15 protein-coding genes and 1 pseudogene are annotated in these 14,047 nt (G+C 62.4%); 3 read left to right on the top strand and 13 right to left on the bottom strand.

What is annotated here, in order from left to right:
* On the top strand, positions 1 to 1,203 hold the full coding sequence (locus ACZ5EF_RS11375) for a DGQHR domain-containing protein (protein WP_346064241.1): 1,203 nt from the start codon (positions 1 to 3) through the stop codon (positions 1,201 to 1,203).
* An 18-nt stretch (positions 1,204 to 1,221) separates the two neighbouring features.
* On the opposite strand, the gene ACZ5EF_RS11370 is transcribed toward ACZ5EF_RS11375, so the two are convergent.
* From ACZ5EF_RS11370 to ACZ5EF_RS11360, 3 genes are all read right to left on the bottom strand, one after another.
* Entirely contained in the window at positions 1,222 to 2,034 is an 813-nt protein-coding gene (locus tag ACZ5EF_RS11370; RefSeq protein ID WP_346064242.1) for a DNA adenine methylase, read from the bottom strand.
* Between the two features lie 64 nt (positions 2,035 to 2,098).
* A complete protein-coding gene (locus ACZ5EF_RS11365) occupies positions 2,099 to 3,388 on the bottom strand; it encodes a Y-family DNA polymerase (protein ID WP_346064243.1) in 1,290 nt (429 codons plus the stop codon).
* Between the two features lie 3 nt (positions 3,389 to 3,391).
* A complete protein-coding gene (locus ACZ5EF_RS11360; protein ID WP_346064244.1) occupies positions 3,392 to 3,826 on the bottom strand; it encodes a LexA family protein in 435 nt (144 codons plus the stop codon).
* Positions 3,827 to 3,938: 112 nt separating this feature from the next.
* Between ACZ5EF_RS11360 and ACZ5EF_RS11355 the strand changes: the two genes are divergently transcribed.
* Positions 3,939 to 4,292, top strand: a complete 354-nt coding sequence (locus ACZ5EF_RS11355) for a S24/S26 family peptidase (RefSeq protein WP_346064245.1) — start codon at positions 3,939 to 3,941, stop codon at positions 4,290 to 4,292.
* Between the two features lie 11 nt (positions 4,293 to 4,303).
* Here the strand turns inward: ACZ5EF_RS11355 and ACZ5EF_RS11350 are convergent, their stop codons facing one another.
* The 8 genes from ACZ5EF_RS11350 to ACZ5EF_RS11315 form a co-directional block, all read right to left on the bottom strand.
* The gene (locus tag ACZ5EF_RS11350) at positions 4,304 to 5,104 is read right to left on the bottom strand and encodes an HNH endonuclease (RefSeq protein WP_346064246.1); all 801 of its coding nucleotides are present in this window, start codon (positions 5,102 to 5,104) and stop codon (positions 4,304 to 4,306) included.
* 81 nt (positions 5,105 to 5,185) lie between these two features.
* A complete protein-coding gene (locus tag ACZ5EF_RS11345) occupies positions 5,186 to 6,196 on the bottom strand; it encodes a contractile injection system protein, VgrG/Pvc8 family (protein WP_346064247.1) in 1,011 nt (336 codons plus the stop codon).
* Positions 6,193 to 6,636, bottom strand: coding sequence for a phage tail protein (locus tag ACZ5EF_RS11340; protein WP_346064248.1), 444 nt, complete (start codon positions 6,634 to 6,636; stop codon positions 6,193 to 6,195). The genes ACZ5EF_RS11345 and ACZ5EF_RS11340 overlap by 4 nt, the downstream gene beginning before the upstream one ends.
* 22 nt (positions 6,637 to 6,658) lie before the next feature.
* Complete coding sequence (locus ACZ5EF_RS11335; RefSeq protein ID WP_346064249.1) at positions 6,659 to 9,337, bottom strand: phage tail tape measure protein; 2,679 nt, start codon at positions 9,335 to 9,337, stop codon at positions 6,659 to 6,661.
* Positions 9,291 to 9,464, bottom strand: a complete 174-nt coding sequence (locus ACZ5EF_RS11330) for a GpE family phage tail protein (protein WP_379730138.1) — start codon at positions 9,462 to 9,464, stop codon at positions 9,291 to 9,293. Before ACZ5EF_RS11330 ends, ACZ5EF_RS11335 begins: the two co-directional genes overlap by 47 nt.
* A gap of 26 nt (positions 9,465 to 9,490) precedes the next feature.
* A complete protein-coding gene (locus ACZ5EF_RS11325) occupies positions 9,491 to 9,790 on the bottom strand; it encodes a phage tail assembly protein (protein WP_346064250.1) in 300 nt (99 codons plus the stop codon).
* A gap of 369 nt (positions 9,791 to 10,159) precedes the next feature.
* Positions 10,160 to 10,672: a phage major tail tube protein gene (locus ACZ5EF_RS11320; protein ID WP_346064251.1), complete on the bottom strand. Its 513-nt coding sequence runs from the start codon at positions 10,670 to 10,672 to the stop codon at positions 10,160 to 10,162.
* A gap of 11 nt (positions 10,673 to 10,683) precedes the next feature.
* A complete protein-coding gene (locus tag ACZ5EF_RS11315; RefSeq protein WP_464123365.1) occupies positions 10,684 to 10,980 on the bottom strand; it encodes a phage tail sheath C-terminal domain-containing protein in 297 nt (98 codons plus the stop codon).
* 22 nt (positions 10,981 to 11,002) lie between these two features.
* On the opposite strand from ACZ5EF_RS11315, the pseudogene ACZ5EF_RS11310 reads away from it, so the two are divergent.
* Positions 11,003 to 12,144, top strand: a pseudogene (locus tag ACZ5EF_RS11310) (IS3 family transposase).
* On the opposite strand, the gene ACZ5EF_RS11305 reads toward ACZ5EF_RS11310, so the two are convergent.
* Both ACZ5EF_RS11305 and ACZ5EF_RS11300 read right to left on the bottom strand, forming a co-directional pair.
* Positions 12,102 to 13,106, bottom strand: coding sequence for a phage tail sheath subtilisin-like domain-containing protein (locus tag ACZ5EF_RS11305; protein ID WP_428832128.1), 1,005 nt, complete (start codon positions 13,104 to 13,106; stop codon positions 12,102 to 12,104). The pseudogene ACZ5EF_RS11310 and the gene ACZ5EF_RS11305 sit on opposite strands and share 43 nt — an antisense overlap.
* 508 nt (positions 13,107 to 13,614) lie before the next feature.
* Complete coding sequence (locus ACZ5EF_RS11300; protein ID WP_346064184.1) at positions 13,615 to 13,833, bottom strand: hypothetical protein; 219 nt, start codon at positions 13,831 to 13,833, stop codon at positions 13,615 to 13,617.
* Positions 13,834 to 14,047: the final 214 nt, after the last annotated feature.

Here is a 14,047-nt window from a genome sequence, read left to right as displayed (position 1 = left end):
ATGAATGATTTTAATTTAAAGATCCCAGTACTAAAAGTCGAGCAACCCATCGGCACTTTCTTTGTCGCTGGTATCAGAGCCAGGGATCTTGTCGAGATTTCCTATTCAGATGTCCGTCGCTTGGCAGAAGATCAACGTGACTTGGAAAAGTATTTAGGTATCCAGCGTCCAGTTAGTAAAAGAAGAATAAACGAGATAAAAAAGTATATTGTAGGTGAAGATTCTACTTTCCCCACAGCAGTAGTTCTTGCAGTTGACGAGAAATGTGTTGTATTGGAACATGTTACTGACGAATTTTACTACTTGTCACTTTCCTCATACTCTCCTGAAGAAGGAGTAGATGATGAGCCTATTCCCAAGAGCAAGATAGCAAAAGTTATCGATGGCCAGCATCGAATCGCTGCCTTCATGGATGAAAACGACAATTGGACATTTGATGATGAGGCTAGAGTTTTTGATATAAATGTGTCTATTTTTGTAGGCGCTGATGTCGCTGAGCAAGCAAATATCTTTGCCACAGTAAATCTTGCTCAAACAAAAGTTAATCGAAGTCTAGTATATGATCTTACGGAGCTGGCAAAAACTGACAGCCCGTTTAAGACTTGTCATAATGTGGCTGTCGTTTTAGATGATGAGCCAACCAGCCCATTTTATAAAAGGATAAAAAGGCTGGGGACCGCTACGCCGGGCAGGAAAAGAGAGCCATTAACACAAGCCGCATTTGTAGAGTCACTGGTGCGCTTTATATCTGCTGATCCTGTAACAGATAGGAATATGCTTCTTGAGGGTAAAAGGCCTCGGAAAGCAGATCGTGCTGAGTTACAGAAACATCCTTTCAGGAATTTGTTCTTAGATGGAAAAGATCTGGATATTGCCGAGATAATTTATAATTATTTTGAGGCAGTGAAGGCTAAGTGGCCTAATTCATGGGAAAGGCTCGATGTGACTGGAAATTTGCTTCCTAAGTCAAATTCTTTCAAGGCGTTAATGAAGTATTTAAAAGAAGATGTCTATCTTGCCCTGGTAGGTGATGACATAGGAAGAGTGCCTGCTAAGGAAGAGTTTTTTCCTTTTTTTGATGATATTGAACTTGCGGATGAAGACTTTACTGCTCGGAACTTTGTTCCGGGAAGCGGTGGGCAATCAATGTTCCTCAAGCTGCTTAGGGGGCAAGTGACTCTGGAAGATATTGTAGAGGAATGATGTTGTTGCTGGGCCTTTTTAGGCCCAGCAACAAATGGTAAGCTCTTCGTATTTGCCCCTGTACTCACTTTTTCCAGAAAGCACACTGTTTCGTGATAGTGTGTTACGTCCTACGTAATCTCTATAGAGCTCCAATATTGAGTCATGGTATGCGTTTGTCAGTAATACCTTTGCTCCGCGATCCGTAGCGCGATCAATGGAGTTTTTTAAACGAACTTGATCTTCCCAAGAAAAAAGTTTTTCGTTGTATTTTACGAATCCATTGCAGTTGTGCCTGACTGTGTAGGGAGGGTCCACAAATACAAAGTCATTCTCTTGCGCTGTATCAATGGTCGCTTCAAAATCTGAGTGCGTGATCACTGAGCGACGGAGCAGCTTGGCGGTTTCCCGGAAGTTATCGGTATCAAGCACCACGTTTCGCTTAGTGCCTATCGGCACATTGAATTTCCCCGAGAGGTTGACGCGATAGAGACCGTTCCAGCAGGTTCTGTTTAAATAGATCATGCGCGCCGCGATCTCTTCCTGCTTGGTCGGCGTCTGGGCGCGCATGAAGTAGTAAAACTCTTCGGAGTGCTGCTCATGGTAGCTTTTTAGAAGCTTCTCCACCATGCGGTTCCGGTTTCTCAGGGCACGATATGTCGTGATGAGCTCCTGGTTAGCATCGGATAGCAAGGCCTGTTGAGGCTTCAAGTGGAAAAACACCGAGCCGCTTCCGAGGAAGGGCTCAATGTAGGTGTTGAACTCTGTGGGGAAGATCTCAGGATGATCGCGGACCAACCACCTTTTCCCCCCGGCCCATTTCAGAAAGGGCAGCACGATCTGCTCTGACATCTCATCATCCTGACACGAAATTCTGGGCGCTATGATACGTGGACCGTAGATCCAGCGCCATGGCCTAACGGGCCGTCACGTATGGCAATTCTCGCCACTGCGTCGTCCACCTCGGCGTGCGGTTCGCGCAGCGTAGGTGCCAGGCGGCCTTGGGGCTGGGCCGGCCCAGGGTGACGGTGTCGCGGCCCATCTTCTGGTTGAGCTGGTCCAGGGTGGCCATCAGGCGGTCGTTGCGCTCCCGATCGGCCTGGCGTTGGGGCGTGTCCAGCAGCGAGAGCTGCTGACGGTTAGCGTCGACCAGGTCGATCAGCATCACCCCGGCTTTCATAAACAGGTAGTTGGGCCGGTAGATGGCCTGCAGGGCCTGGGTGGCGGCGTGGAGGATCGGCCGGCTGTCGTCGGTGGGCTCGTCCAACTCGACAATCGCGCTGGGAGAGTACTGGGCCAGGTCGGGCCGGTGGCGGTTGGTCTTGAGGAACACATAGACGGCGCGGGCCTTGCTGTCCTGGGCGCGGAGCTTCTCGGCGCTGCGCTGGGCGTGCTGGCGGATCGCCTGGTGGATCTCGTCCTGGTTGCTGGTCAGGCGGCCGAAGCTGCGCGAGGTCATGATGCGGTCTCGTGGCCGGTTGGTGTCGTTCATCTCGATGCAGGGGGTGCCCTGCAGTTCCCGGGCGGTGCGTTCCAGGGTGACCGAGAAGTGGCTCCTAATGCGCTTGGGGTCCTGGGCGGCCAGGTCGGCGGCGGTGTGCAGGCCCATCAGGGCCAGGCGCTCCACCAGGCGGTGGCCCACGCCCCATACATCGCCCAGGGGCGTCTTTTCCAGCAGCGCCTGGGCATCCGGCGACCCGGGGGAGAGAACGCAGACGCCGGCATAGCCGGGTACCGACTTGGCGGCACGGTTGGCCAGCTTGGCCAGGGTGCGGGTGGCGGCCAGGCCTACGCAGACGGGTATGCCGGTGTAGCGCCGCACCTTGCGGTGGATCTCCTGGGCATGGTCCTGCAGTTGCCGGCGGCTAAAGCCGTCGCCGTGGATAAACATCTCGTCGATGGAGTAGGGCTCCACGCCCGCGCATAGCTCCTCGAGGACCTCGCGCACCCGCGCCGACATATCGCCGTAGAGCTCGTAGTTGGAGGAGAGCAGCACTACCCCCTGGCGACGCACCAGGTCGCGCAGCTCGAATGCTGGGGTACCCATCTCGACGCCCAGGGCCTTGAGTTCGGCGGAGCGGGCTATCACGCAGCCGTCGTTGTTGGAGAGCACGCCCACCGGGCGGCCCTCCAGGCGCGGCTGGAAGACTCGCTCGCAGCTCACGTAGAAGTTGTTGCAGTCGACTAATCCCACTGGGCCGATCATGGGTTACACCGGAAACTCGTGGATGACCGAGCGCACCACGCCCCACACCTGGCATTCCAGGTCGGCGATGGGGATGGGGGTGTAGCGCGGGTTACCGGAGCAGAGGTAGGGGCGTTGGCCGATGCGCTCGTAGCGCTTCACGGTGAGCTCGCCGTCGAGCATGGCCACCAGGATATGCCCGGGGCGCGGGTCAATGGAGCGATCGACGACCAGGATATCGCCCTCGTGGATGCCCAGGGGCCCCATGCTGTCGCCGGTGACGGTCATGAAGAACGTCGCCGCCGGGCGCTTCACCAGCCGCTCGTTGAGGTCGAGTGTGCGCCCCTCGTAGTCCTGCGCGGGGCTGGGGAAGCCCGACAGCCCGGCCCGGGTAAGGGGCAGGGGGTGGGGCAGTGGTAGCGGTGTTGGCGTGGGGTGTGGGTGCATGATCTTCGGCATCGTGGGGCCCTCTTGTCTTTCACTGTGAATTTATACAGTATCGCCAAGGCAGCCTCTACAGCCAACCGCTAATACAAGGCTGCCCGGAGAAGAAGAACGAGGCAGGGACGACATGCGACTGAACTACCTGGGCCCGGCGTGTCTGGGCATCAATCACCCCGCGCTGGAAGGCTACGACCTCTCGCGCTTCCGCCCGAGTTGCTACCTGGTGGAGGTAAGCGCCGAGGCGGGCGTCGATGGCCCGGTGATCGAGGGCGATGTGCTGGTGGTGGACGAGGCCCGGGCGCCGGGCCACGCCGATCTGGTGGTGGCTGAGGTGGAGGGGGAGCAGCGGCTATTCCGCACCCATCGCATTGGTGGGCGGATGCGCCTGATGCCCACCGCCGGGCCCAGAGAGTCGATCTGGGCTCGGCAACTGGATCTGCGAGGCGTGGTGGTGAGCCAGGCCAGGCGGTATGGGCTGTGAGCCTGCTGATCTCAGGATGCCTTGTTTTCGTCCAGAAGCTGTCTCAGGGCCTCGACGGACATCGTATCCTTGCCTCTATGAACCATCGCGTGACAATTCGGGCACAGAGGAATGAGATCTTTCTCCGGGTCGGTGTACACCGGCCCGTCTGATGAGGCGAGCTCTACGCGATGATGGACATGGATATAGTGCTTGCCATGCTCGCCATAGGTGCTCGCAAAGTTGAAGCCGCAGGCTTGGCAGTCATAGCCGAAGTGGGTGAGACAAGCGGCCCGTGCTGCAGGGTTACGCTCTATGGCAGTAGCGGTTACAGAATGGCGGCTGCCTTCCTGGTACGTCGCCGATTCTTCTTGCGGGGTTTCCTCTGCACCACACAGCACTAGCGTCCAACGCTGGTTGTAGCCATCTGCATAGCAGGCGCCAACCTCATGCCATAGCTGCTCGGCCGATAGATCGGTCAATTCTGCGGCGCGTTGGTGACTGTACTCACAAAGCTGGTCTTCCTCATCGAAGAAGTAGTCGCCCGTTACTCGGAAAACGCAGCGTCTGGCATTCAGGCTGCTGATGATGACGAGGTCACCAGGGCACATGCTCCGGTGGAAGTCCCATAGACTTGGGCCGCCGAGATGAGCGTTCTTCAGAGTCGGATAGGCGCCTTTGATGGCCTTTGTGATCGCTCGTGAATCCTTGGCAGCTATTTCGCGTAGATCGCCGATGTCATTCCAGCCTATCGCGATACGCCCCTGGCTTTTCATGGCCTCTACCGCAGCTAGACCTTGTTCGTGGTGAGCGACTAACCGCCAAATTTGCATAGTTCTTCTTCCTTCATCCCTGCGTTATAGGTCCAGAAGGTAACAGGCTCGCAGGGTATGTCATCACTGTCACTACTGTACCTAGGTTGTTGCCCCCTTCACCTCACACTGCACTCGGGTGCCGAAGCCGCTGTCGCCTAGGGTGTGCTCCACCTCGGTGACCAGCCAGGGCGTGACGTCGATCTCGGGCTTGAAGCCGCGGACCTGCAGCGGCGATTCGGGCAGCACATCCGCCCGGCCCAGGGCCAGGGTCAGCTCGAACTCGGCCAGACCGCGCTGGATACGGCGCCATTCGGCCTGGGTGGCATCCAGGGCATCGGATTCGCTGGCATAGGTAGGGCGTAGCTGTTTGGCGTTCTCGTCGCTGCCGGCGATCACGGTTCGGCGCTCGGCGCCGCTGGTGTCGTTCCAGTGGGCCTTCACGCCGGTGTAGGCGTCGCGGTCGGTGGTGCTGTAGCGGTGCTGGTCGCCGTCGCGCCGGGCCAGGGGAATGCTGGGCATGGCCTGGCCGCTGGCGGTCAGTGCCTCGCCGGCCTGGGTGAACAGCAGGCGACCGGACTTGATGGTGGCGATGGCGTCGAAGCGTTCGCCGAGCCGGGTCAGGAAGTTCAGGTCCGACTCATCCGTCTGGTCGATGTGACCGACGCGGATGCCGCCGAGCGTCTCGCCGACGACCGGCTCCAGGTCGTGGCGCTGGGCGATGGTGTCGACGATCTCGCGCAGGATGTGGTCATGCCAGCTTTGGGTGCGCTTGCCGGGGAGATCGCCGCGCAGGTCCGCCGAGCGGGCCCGAATGGTGAGCCGGTCGGGTGTGCCGTCGTGCTGCACCTCGTCGACCGTGAAGAGCCCCTTGTCGATCAGCCCCTCATCCTGCCACCCGAAGGCGACGGCCAGCTCGGCACCGCGGCGGGGCAGGGCAAGGGCGCCGTCATGATCGGCCAGGACGATATCCAGTTGGTCGGCCTCGAGGCCGCGTTGTTCGCGCAGCCTAAGCTGGATCAGGCGGCCGTTCACGCGTGGGGTGATGTCGGTGCCGTCCAGGGTGATGCGGTAGCCCGGGCGCCGGTAGCGGGTGGCGGTGGCGTCGTTCATGCGTAGGCCCCTGCCAGGCGGGCGACGGCGGAGGTGGTGAGGCTGCCGATCAGGTCGGTGCGGGCGTCGTCGACGTGCTCGAGCTGGAGGGTGAAGTCGATCTTCGCCGGGGCGCCGTCGCGGAAGAAGCTGCTCGAGGTCTCCTCGACGCGGGTGATGACCCAAAGCCCGTATTGCCTGCCGGTGCCCTCGACCAGCGGCCAGGCCTGGCCCTGGTCGGCCATGTCGCGGATCTCGTCCAGGTCGATGCGGCCGCCGGTGAACTCGGGCAGTAGCGTGCCGGACAGCGTGATGCTGTCGTCCCCGGGGCCGACGAACTGATAGGCGGGGCGATCGCCGACCCGCGACTGGCTGGTGTGGCGCCATTGGGTGGAGCGGCGCAGTTGCTGATAGGGCACGCTGCGCGTCGCGAAGACGAACATGCCGAGGGCCATAAGCATGGTGGGGCCTCCTGGTGGTGGGTCAGTCGATATCCAGCAGCGACGAACGGCGGCGGGCGGCGGCGCTGCGTTCGGCGTCGGCCAGGGCGCGCTGCACTTCCTGGGCCACTAACTGGCCGATCTGCCGCTCGTCCGTGCCTGGGGCGGCGTTGACGGTGATATGGATGTCACCCAGGGTGATGCCGCCCTGGGCGTGTTGCTGCGGGCTGGCCAGCGGCGGCCGGGTGTCGAAGCGGATGGGCTCCTGCGGGGCGATCGCCGGCATGGCCGCGGCCTGCAGGGTGGCGGCGCCCAGGGCCAGCCCAGCACCCGCGCGGGAGACCCGCCGGGCGATGTCGCGCACGCGCCGGGCGGGCTCGTCGCGCTGGGCGTCGAGGCCCGCATTCAGGCCATCGACGGTATAGCCACCGAACCGGGCGAATACCCGGGAGGGTGAGTTGATGTCGAGCACGTCGGCGAACCAGCCCTTCACGCTGTCGGCGATCCCGACCACTCGGTCCCGGAGGTCGGCGAGCCGGCCCGTCAGGCCGTCGATCAGGCCCTCCACCGTCCAGTCGCCGAATTGGGCGAAGACGCGCGACGGCGAGTTGATGCCTAGCGTCTCCATAAACCAGCTCCTGACGCTCTCTCCCATCCCGGTGATGGCGTTGCCGAGGCGCCCCAGGCCGGCGGTGATGCCGCCAATAAAGCCGTCGATGACGGTGCCACCCAGGCCGCTGAGCGTGCCGGGCAACTCGACGCCGAGGGCACCGAGTGCGGTCGAGATGCCACGCCACAGCAGGCCCAGGGGCGACCAGTCCAGCAGCAAGCGACTTACGCCACCGATGCCCCCGGAGAAGGCGGCCTTGATGTCCTTCCAGCGCTCGCCGAACCAGCCGGCGATCGAGTCCCAGTTGCGGTAGACCAGGTAGGCCCCGGCGGCGAGGGCGGCCACCGCGGCGACGATACCCATGATGGTCAGGCTCACCGGGTTTAGCGAGAGCAGGGTGAGGGCGTAGTTGACCATGGCGATCGGGCCGAGGACCGAGCCGAGCAGCACCATGAAGCCGCCGCCGATGGCCACCAGGGCGGCGAGGGCGGCGGCCGCGGTGGCCAACTGGCCGGTGAGCGCGGGGTTTTCCTTCATCCAGTTGCCCACGGCGCGGGTGACCCCGGTGATGTTCTGGATCAGCCCGCGCAGGGGCCCCTCGTTGGTATCGGTGAGGGTGATGCCGATCTCCTGCCAGGCGCTGTTGAGCGACCTGAGATCGCCACCGATGTTGTCGGCCATGGTCCGGGCCACCCGGGCATTCTCGCCGGCGGCTTGGGTGAGGATATCGGTGAAGGCCTCGATGCCGGCGGAACCCTGCTGGTTGATCATCTCGGCCATGCCGGCCGCCGGTTCCTCGCCGAAGATGGCCTTGAGGTACTCCATGCGCTCGGCGTTGCCCAGCGATTCGGTGGCCCGGGCCACGTCGGAGAGGATCCGCGGCACGTTGCGCATGTTGCCCTCGGCATCCTGGATATTGATGCCCAGGGCCTCGATGGCGCCGGCCGCCGCGCCGGTGGGCGCCGACAGCCGCAGCATCATGGCACGCAGGGTGGTGCCGGCCTGGCTGCCCTGGATGCCCACGTTGCCCAGCAGCCCGGACATGGCGGCGGCCTCTTCGAGGGATAGGCCCATCTCTCTGGCCACGGGGGCGACGTACTTCATTGAGTCGCCGAGCATCTCGAGGTCGACGTTGGCCCGGGTGGTGGTGGCGGTCAGCACATCGCCGACGCGGCCCATCTCCGCCGGGTCGAGGCCGAAGCCGGAGAGGATGTTCGAGGAGATGTCGGCGGTGCGGGCGAGGTCGGTGCCGTTGGCCAGCGCCAGGTTGAGCATGTCGGCCATGGAGGCCTCAATGGCCTCCGGCGAGAAGCCGGCCATGGCGAGGAAGCCCTGGGCATTGGCCGCTTGCCCGGCGTTGAAGGCGGTGCTCGAGCCCAGCTCACGAGCCTGTTCGCGCAGGGCCGCGAGACGCTCGTCGTTGCCGTCCAGGCGAGTCAGGGCCTGCACGCGGGACATGGCCTCGCCGAACTCGACCCCGGGGGCGAGCAGTCGCGCGCCGGCGTAGAGCGTCGCACCGCCGGTGGCCAGGCCCGCCGCTCCGGCACCGGCCATGCGGCCGGCCCGGCCGATGTTGCGGTCGTAACGGCTTCGCGCCTGGGCCGCGTGGCGTTGCTGATCGGCCAGGCGCTTGAGCTTGCGGCGCTGGTCTTCCACGGCCTGGTTGGCTTCCTGCATCTCGCTGGCCAGCCGCTGCTGGTCGCGGCGCAGGTTGGCGGTGCTGATGCCACTCTCGTTGAGCGAGGTACGCAGCCTCTGCAGTTGGCGGCGCTCGTCGTCGTGTCGCCGGGAGAGCCGGCGCGCCTGCTCGATGGCCCTACGGCGCTCGGCGACCAGGGAGGCGGTGTCGCCCTCGTGGGTGCGCATCTGCTGGGAGAGGCGTCGGATGCGCTCCTGCTGCTCGTGGAGTGCCCTGGCGGTCTCGCCGGACTGGTTCTTGAGGGTGCGGAAGGAGCTGACGTTCTTCTGGACCGCCTGCAGTTGCCTGAGGCGGTCGCGGTTTTCCCTCATGGACTGGGCGGCGCCCTGGGAGGCGCGATCGATGGCCTTGAGTGGCCGCGAGGCCTTATCGGCGGCGTCGAGGATGACTTGTAGCTTGAGATCGCGCGCCATGGCGGGCTCCGTGGTCGTCGGCACCGCTGCGCTTGCGCGCCCGTTCGCGCCAGTCCATCAGTTCGCGCAGGGTGAAGTCCGCGCAGTCGGTGGGAGTCCAGTGGAAGGCGATGGCCAGGTCGGCCATCGCGTCTTCTACTTGGGTGGGGAGGTTTATGCGGTCTCGCCCTTGGCCCGCTTCGTCAGCAAAAAACCGGCGATCTCGCCGCCGCACTGCACCAGGTCGGCCGGGTCCATCTGGCGCACTTCGGCCGCCGTCAGTAAGGGGTTGGAGATCCGTGGAATGAGGGTGATGAGCGCGTCGGTCTGCATCTGCAGCACCTCGGCCAGGGAGACGCCGCGCAGCTCGCCGGCGGAGGGCTTGCGCAGGGTCAGCTCGGCGATCTCGGTCTCGCCGCGCTTGAGTGGGGTGTCGAGTTCGATGGTGGCGGTGATGGCTTGGGGCTTGGTCATGTCATGGATTCCTTGTGGGTTACATCAGGCCGCGGGCCGCGAACAGGATCGCGGCGAGGCCGAAGAGGGTGGCGCCCCAGATGGCTGCCAGGGCGAGGAGAAAACCGGCACGGTCTGCACCTTGCGGGGTCATGTCAGATTCCATTCATCACAGCGATGATGTCGGGAAGGCGCCAGGCTATGGCGACGGCGGACACTGCCAGGCAGCAGGCGATGAAGGCGCTAACTGTGGGCCAGAGGCCATGCTTGTCGATGCAAGATTTCATGAGCTCTACCAATAAGCTAAAATGATTCAAGCTGTTTCCTTGGCTATCTCAAGGATTCATCCAGAGCGCCCCGCCGGCCCCATACCGGCGGGGCGTTCGTCGTTTACAGGCCCAGGGCGCGGCGGCGCTTGGCGAGCATGTCCTCGCCGTTGACCTTGAACACGTAGTTGGGGAGATCGATCTCGATCTTGGTGGTGCCGTTGATGGCCAGCTTGTAGTAGCTGAGCGTGCTGGTGACCTGGTGCTCGGTGTTCTCGCCGGACTGGGCGTCACCCATGTCGATCTCGGTGTGGCGGCCGCGCATCACGACCTCCACCGCATCGACCTCGTCGACGTCGTCACGCTCGTAGCTGCCGGTCATGCGCAGTAGCTCGGCATCGATGCGCGAGCTGCCGAAGTTGTCGAAGATCGACTCGACCAGGCCGCCGACGGTCCACTGGCAGGTCAGCAGGCCGTCCATGCCCATGTCGATGCCGACCGCGCCGTCCATTCCGCCGCCGCGCCACTCCTCGATCTTGCGGGTGAGGGTGGGCAAGGTGACGGACTGGATGACGCCCTGCCAGCTGTCGCCGTTGCTGAACAGGTTCAGGTCCTTGAGCTTTTTTGGGAGTGCCATGGGTCAGCTCCTTACGAGGTGGCCGCGACGCGCTGGGCGAAATCGGCCAGATATGAATCGGTGATGCGCTGTTGAAAGCCGAGGTCCTCCAAGGGCGGCACCGGGGTGTAGTCGTAGTCGATGCGCAGCTTGCCGGCCTTGAGCGACTCCTGGGTGTTGAGCTCGTCGTTGAGCCAGGCCTGGCCGTCGACGATCAGCCCCAGGCTCTTGAGTTCGCTGAACTTGGCGTTGATGCCTTCGATGATGTCGCGGGCTAGGGAGGCATGCTGAAGTGGTCCAATTGGAGCGGACACCCCGATAAGCCTCATAATGGAGGCCATGGAGGTGTTCATGACCAAGAAGACTCGACGTCGGTTTTCCGATGACTTTAAGGCCGATGCGGTGAGCCTGGTGATCGATCAGGGGTATTCCGTATCCGAGGCCGCCCGGCGCCTGGGCGTGGAGCGCAGCGTGCTGGACCGCTGGTGCCGCAAGCACCGTCAGCAGGTCTCCGGTACCCCGGGGCGGCATGAGGATGATCGCGATGCCGAGATAAAGAAGCTCCGCGAAGAAGTTCGTAAGCTTCAGATGGAAAAGGATATTTTAAAAAAGGCGGCGGCCTTCTTCGCCAAAGAGTCGAGCTGAAATACCAGTTCATCGAGTCGGAGAAGGCCACCTATCCCGTGGCCGTGTTGTGTCGGGTCATGCAGGTCAGCCGGAGTGGTTTCTATGCTTGGCGGCAGCGTGGCCCTGATGACCAGCGTCAGGCCTTGCTGCGTGAAGTCAGCGAGATCCATCACCGGAAACGCGGCAGCTATGGCAGCCGCCGTATGGCCAGAGAGCTGCGACGTCGCGGCTACGACGTTGGCCGCTACCAGGCCCGGAGCCTGATGCGGGAAGCCGGCGTAGAGGCACGGCAGCGGCGCCGCTGGCGTCATACGACCGACAGTGAGCATAGCCTACCGGTGGCACCCAACCTGCTGAACCGCCAGTTCATGGTGGCGGCACCGAACCAGGTTTGGGTGGCCGATATCACGGCGATCTGGACGCTGGAAGGCTGGCTCTATCTAGCGGCGGTGCTTGATCTCCATGACCGGCAGTTGGTGGGCTGGGCGATGGCGGACCACATGCGCACGCCGCTGGTACTGGATGCTCTGGAGATGGCCGTGGGCCGCCGGCAGCCCGATGAAGGACTGCTACATCACAGTGACCGCGGCAGCCAATACGCGTCGCATGACTACCGGTCCACGCTGGCTCGGTACGGGCTCCAGGCCTCGATGAGCCGGAAGGGGAACTGCTGGGACAATGCCGTTATGGAGCGGTTCTTCGGCTCACTGAAGAGTGAGTGGCTGGCTGGTCAGCGCTACTGGAGCCGCCAGGCTGCACGGCGGGACGTGATCGACTACATCGAAATGGAGTACAACAGCTGCCGGCTCCACTCGACCCTCGGCTACCAGACGCCGAGGGAGATTGAATTGGCAGCTGCAGCTTGAAAATGTGTCCGCTCTGACTTGACCAGAACATGCATGGGCTTGTCCACGGCCCACAGGTGCGCCTCGGCGATGGTGTCGGCGAGGATCTGCGCGGTCCGGGTGTAGTTCTCGAACGGGAACAGGGACTGCGGGCCGGCGCAGGTGCGCGAGCCCCAGAAGCGGTAGCCGCCCTGTTGGATAAGGGTGGTGACGTCGGCGGCGTTGAGGGTCCCTGCATCGGTATTCGGCGACTGCAGGTCCCAGAACACGTCGCGATCGATGCCGGTAACGCCGTTGACCACGACATTGGACAGGGTCTTGTGCCAGCCCACCTCCTGGTCGAGCTTGGCGCGCAGGCCGAGGGCCACAGCGACCGGGCTGATCGAGACCGTGCCGGCGGCATCGGTATCGAAGGCTTGCCACTGCGGCCAGATGATCATCAGCTCGCGGGCCCCGAACTGGTCGCGGTAGGCGGTGGCGTCGGTGACGGTCGCGCAGTCATGGGCGTAGGCGTATCCGAAGGCGCGTAGCTGCTGCAGCACCGAGACCATGGCGGTGGCCACCGGCTGGGTATCGAGCCCCGGTACGCCGATGATGCGCGGAGTGACGCCCAGCTTCTGGTTGGCGGTGAGCAGCGCCTGCAGGCCGGTGCGCTGGCCGGTCTCGGTGGTGGTGCCGATGACGTTGGCAGTGGTCTCGATCTCGTCGATGCCTTCGGCGACGCGCACCACGACGATGATCGGTTTGGCCTGGTTGCCGATGGTGGTGAGGGCGTCCTTGAGCGTGCCGGTGGTGCCAGCCTTACCGATCGCGGTGTCCACATTGGTGACCAGGGCGGGCTGGTCGAGGGGAAACGTCGCCTCGTCGGCATCCGGTGCGGTGCAGACCACGCCGATGACGGCAGTCGAGATCGTGCGGATAGAGCGGGTGCCGTCGTTGACCTCGGAGACGCGCACGCCGTGGTGGTATTGGTCGAGTGCCATGGGAGGCTCCTGCGCAGGATTCAGCCTGGGTCTTCCAAAGAAAGACGTGAATTCACGCAGGTATCGTGCGATGCAGGCGGGCAGGGTGTTAGCGGCGGCGGGTGTGAGTGGGGGGACTCACACCCGGGACCCCGCAGAAACCACACGCTTAGTTGATCCAGGCCAGCAGGATCGGCTGGGCAAACCAGGAGAAGGCTCCCAGTGCCGGCAAAAGGATCGACAAGCCAAGGCAGAACCGGATGAACGGCGAAGCCGGTAGCTCAATCTTGAGCCATAGCCATTGGATCGAGGCTCTCCCTGATCTACGATGTGCCATGCAATAACCCTGTGTTGAAGGCGCGCCAACGCCTGATGCATTTCAAGCCCCGTTCCCCCCGGGGCTTTCCTATTTCATCCCTTCGTCATCTGGTGGCCGATTATCTCGCACCGCTCCACGCTGTGCTGGGTGTCGTCGGTTCCCATATGGTCAGGTAGGGGCAGGCCTGACAGGTCGTGGTATTGAGAATCGTCAGTGCATCGTAGTGCCTTGGCCTCTCAAACTGGTGATAAAGGGCTTTAAAACAGAATCTTGTTGCAAGGTGTGCGGTGTTGTAACTGTCGCAATGCCCACATTGACCTTGTGGAACATCTCGTGTAGATGCAGGTGCAGCTTCATGTCCTTGTCCTCCCTCAGGTTCATCACTAGCCACCAAGGATCGAGCTTGAGATAAGCCAGCTCGCTGATCATTCCGGCGTCTAGCCGTGGCGAGATGCCATCAGAGTGACGCCTCGATGTTGAGGTTGTCACTTGCTGTACGTTGTGTATGCGCCATCTACAACAGCAGTCACCCCTTTGGGGTGCGAGCCGCCGCTGCGAGCGGGGGGGTGGCCACTAGGCCGATGACCGCGGTGGCCACGGTGCGGATCGGTCGGGTGTCTTCGTTGATCTCGTGGAAACGGAC

This window comes from Bisbaumannia salifodinae (assembly GCF_055388505.1).
The sequence above is the reverse complement of the archived record's forward strand: the minus strand, read 5'-3'. Positions and strand labels throughout refer to the sequence as shown.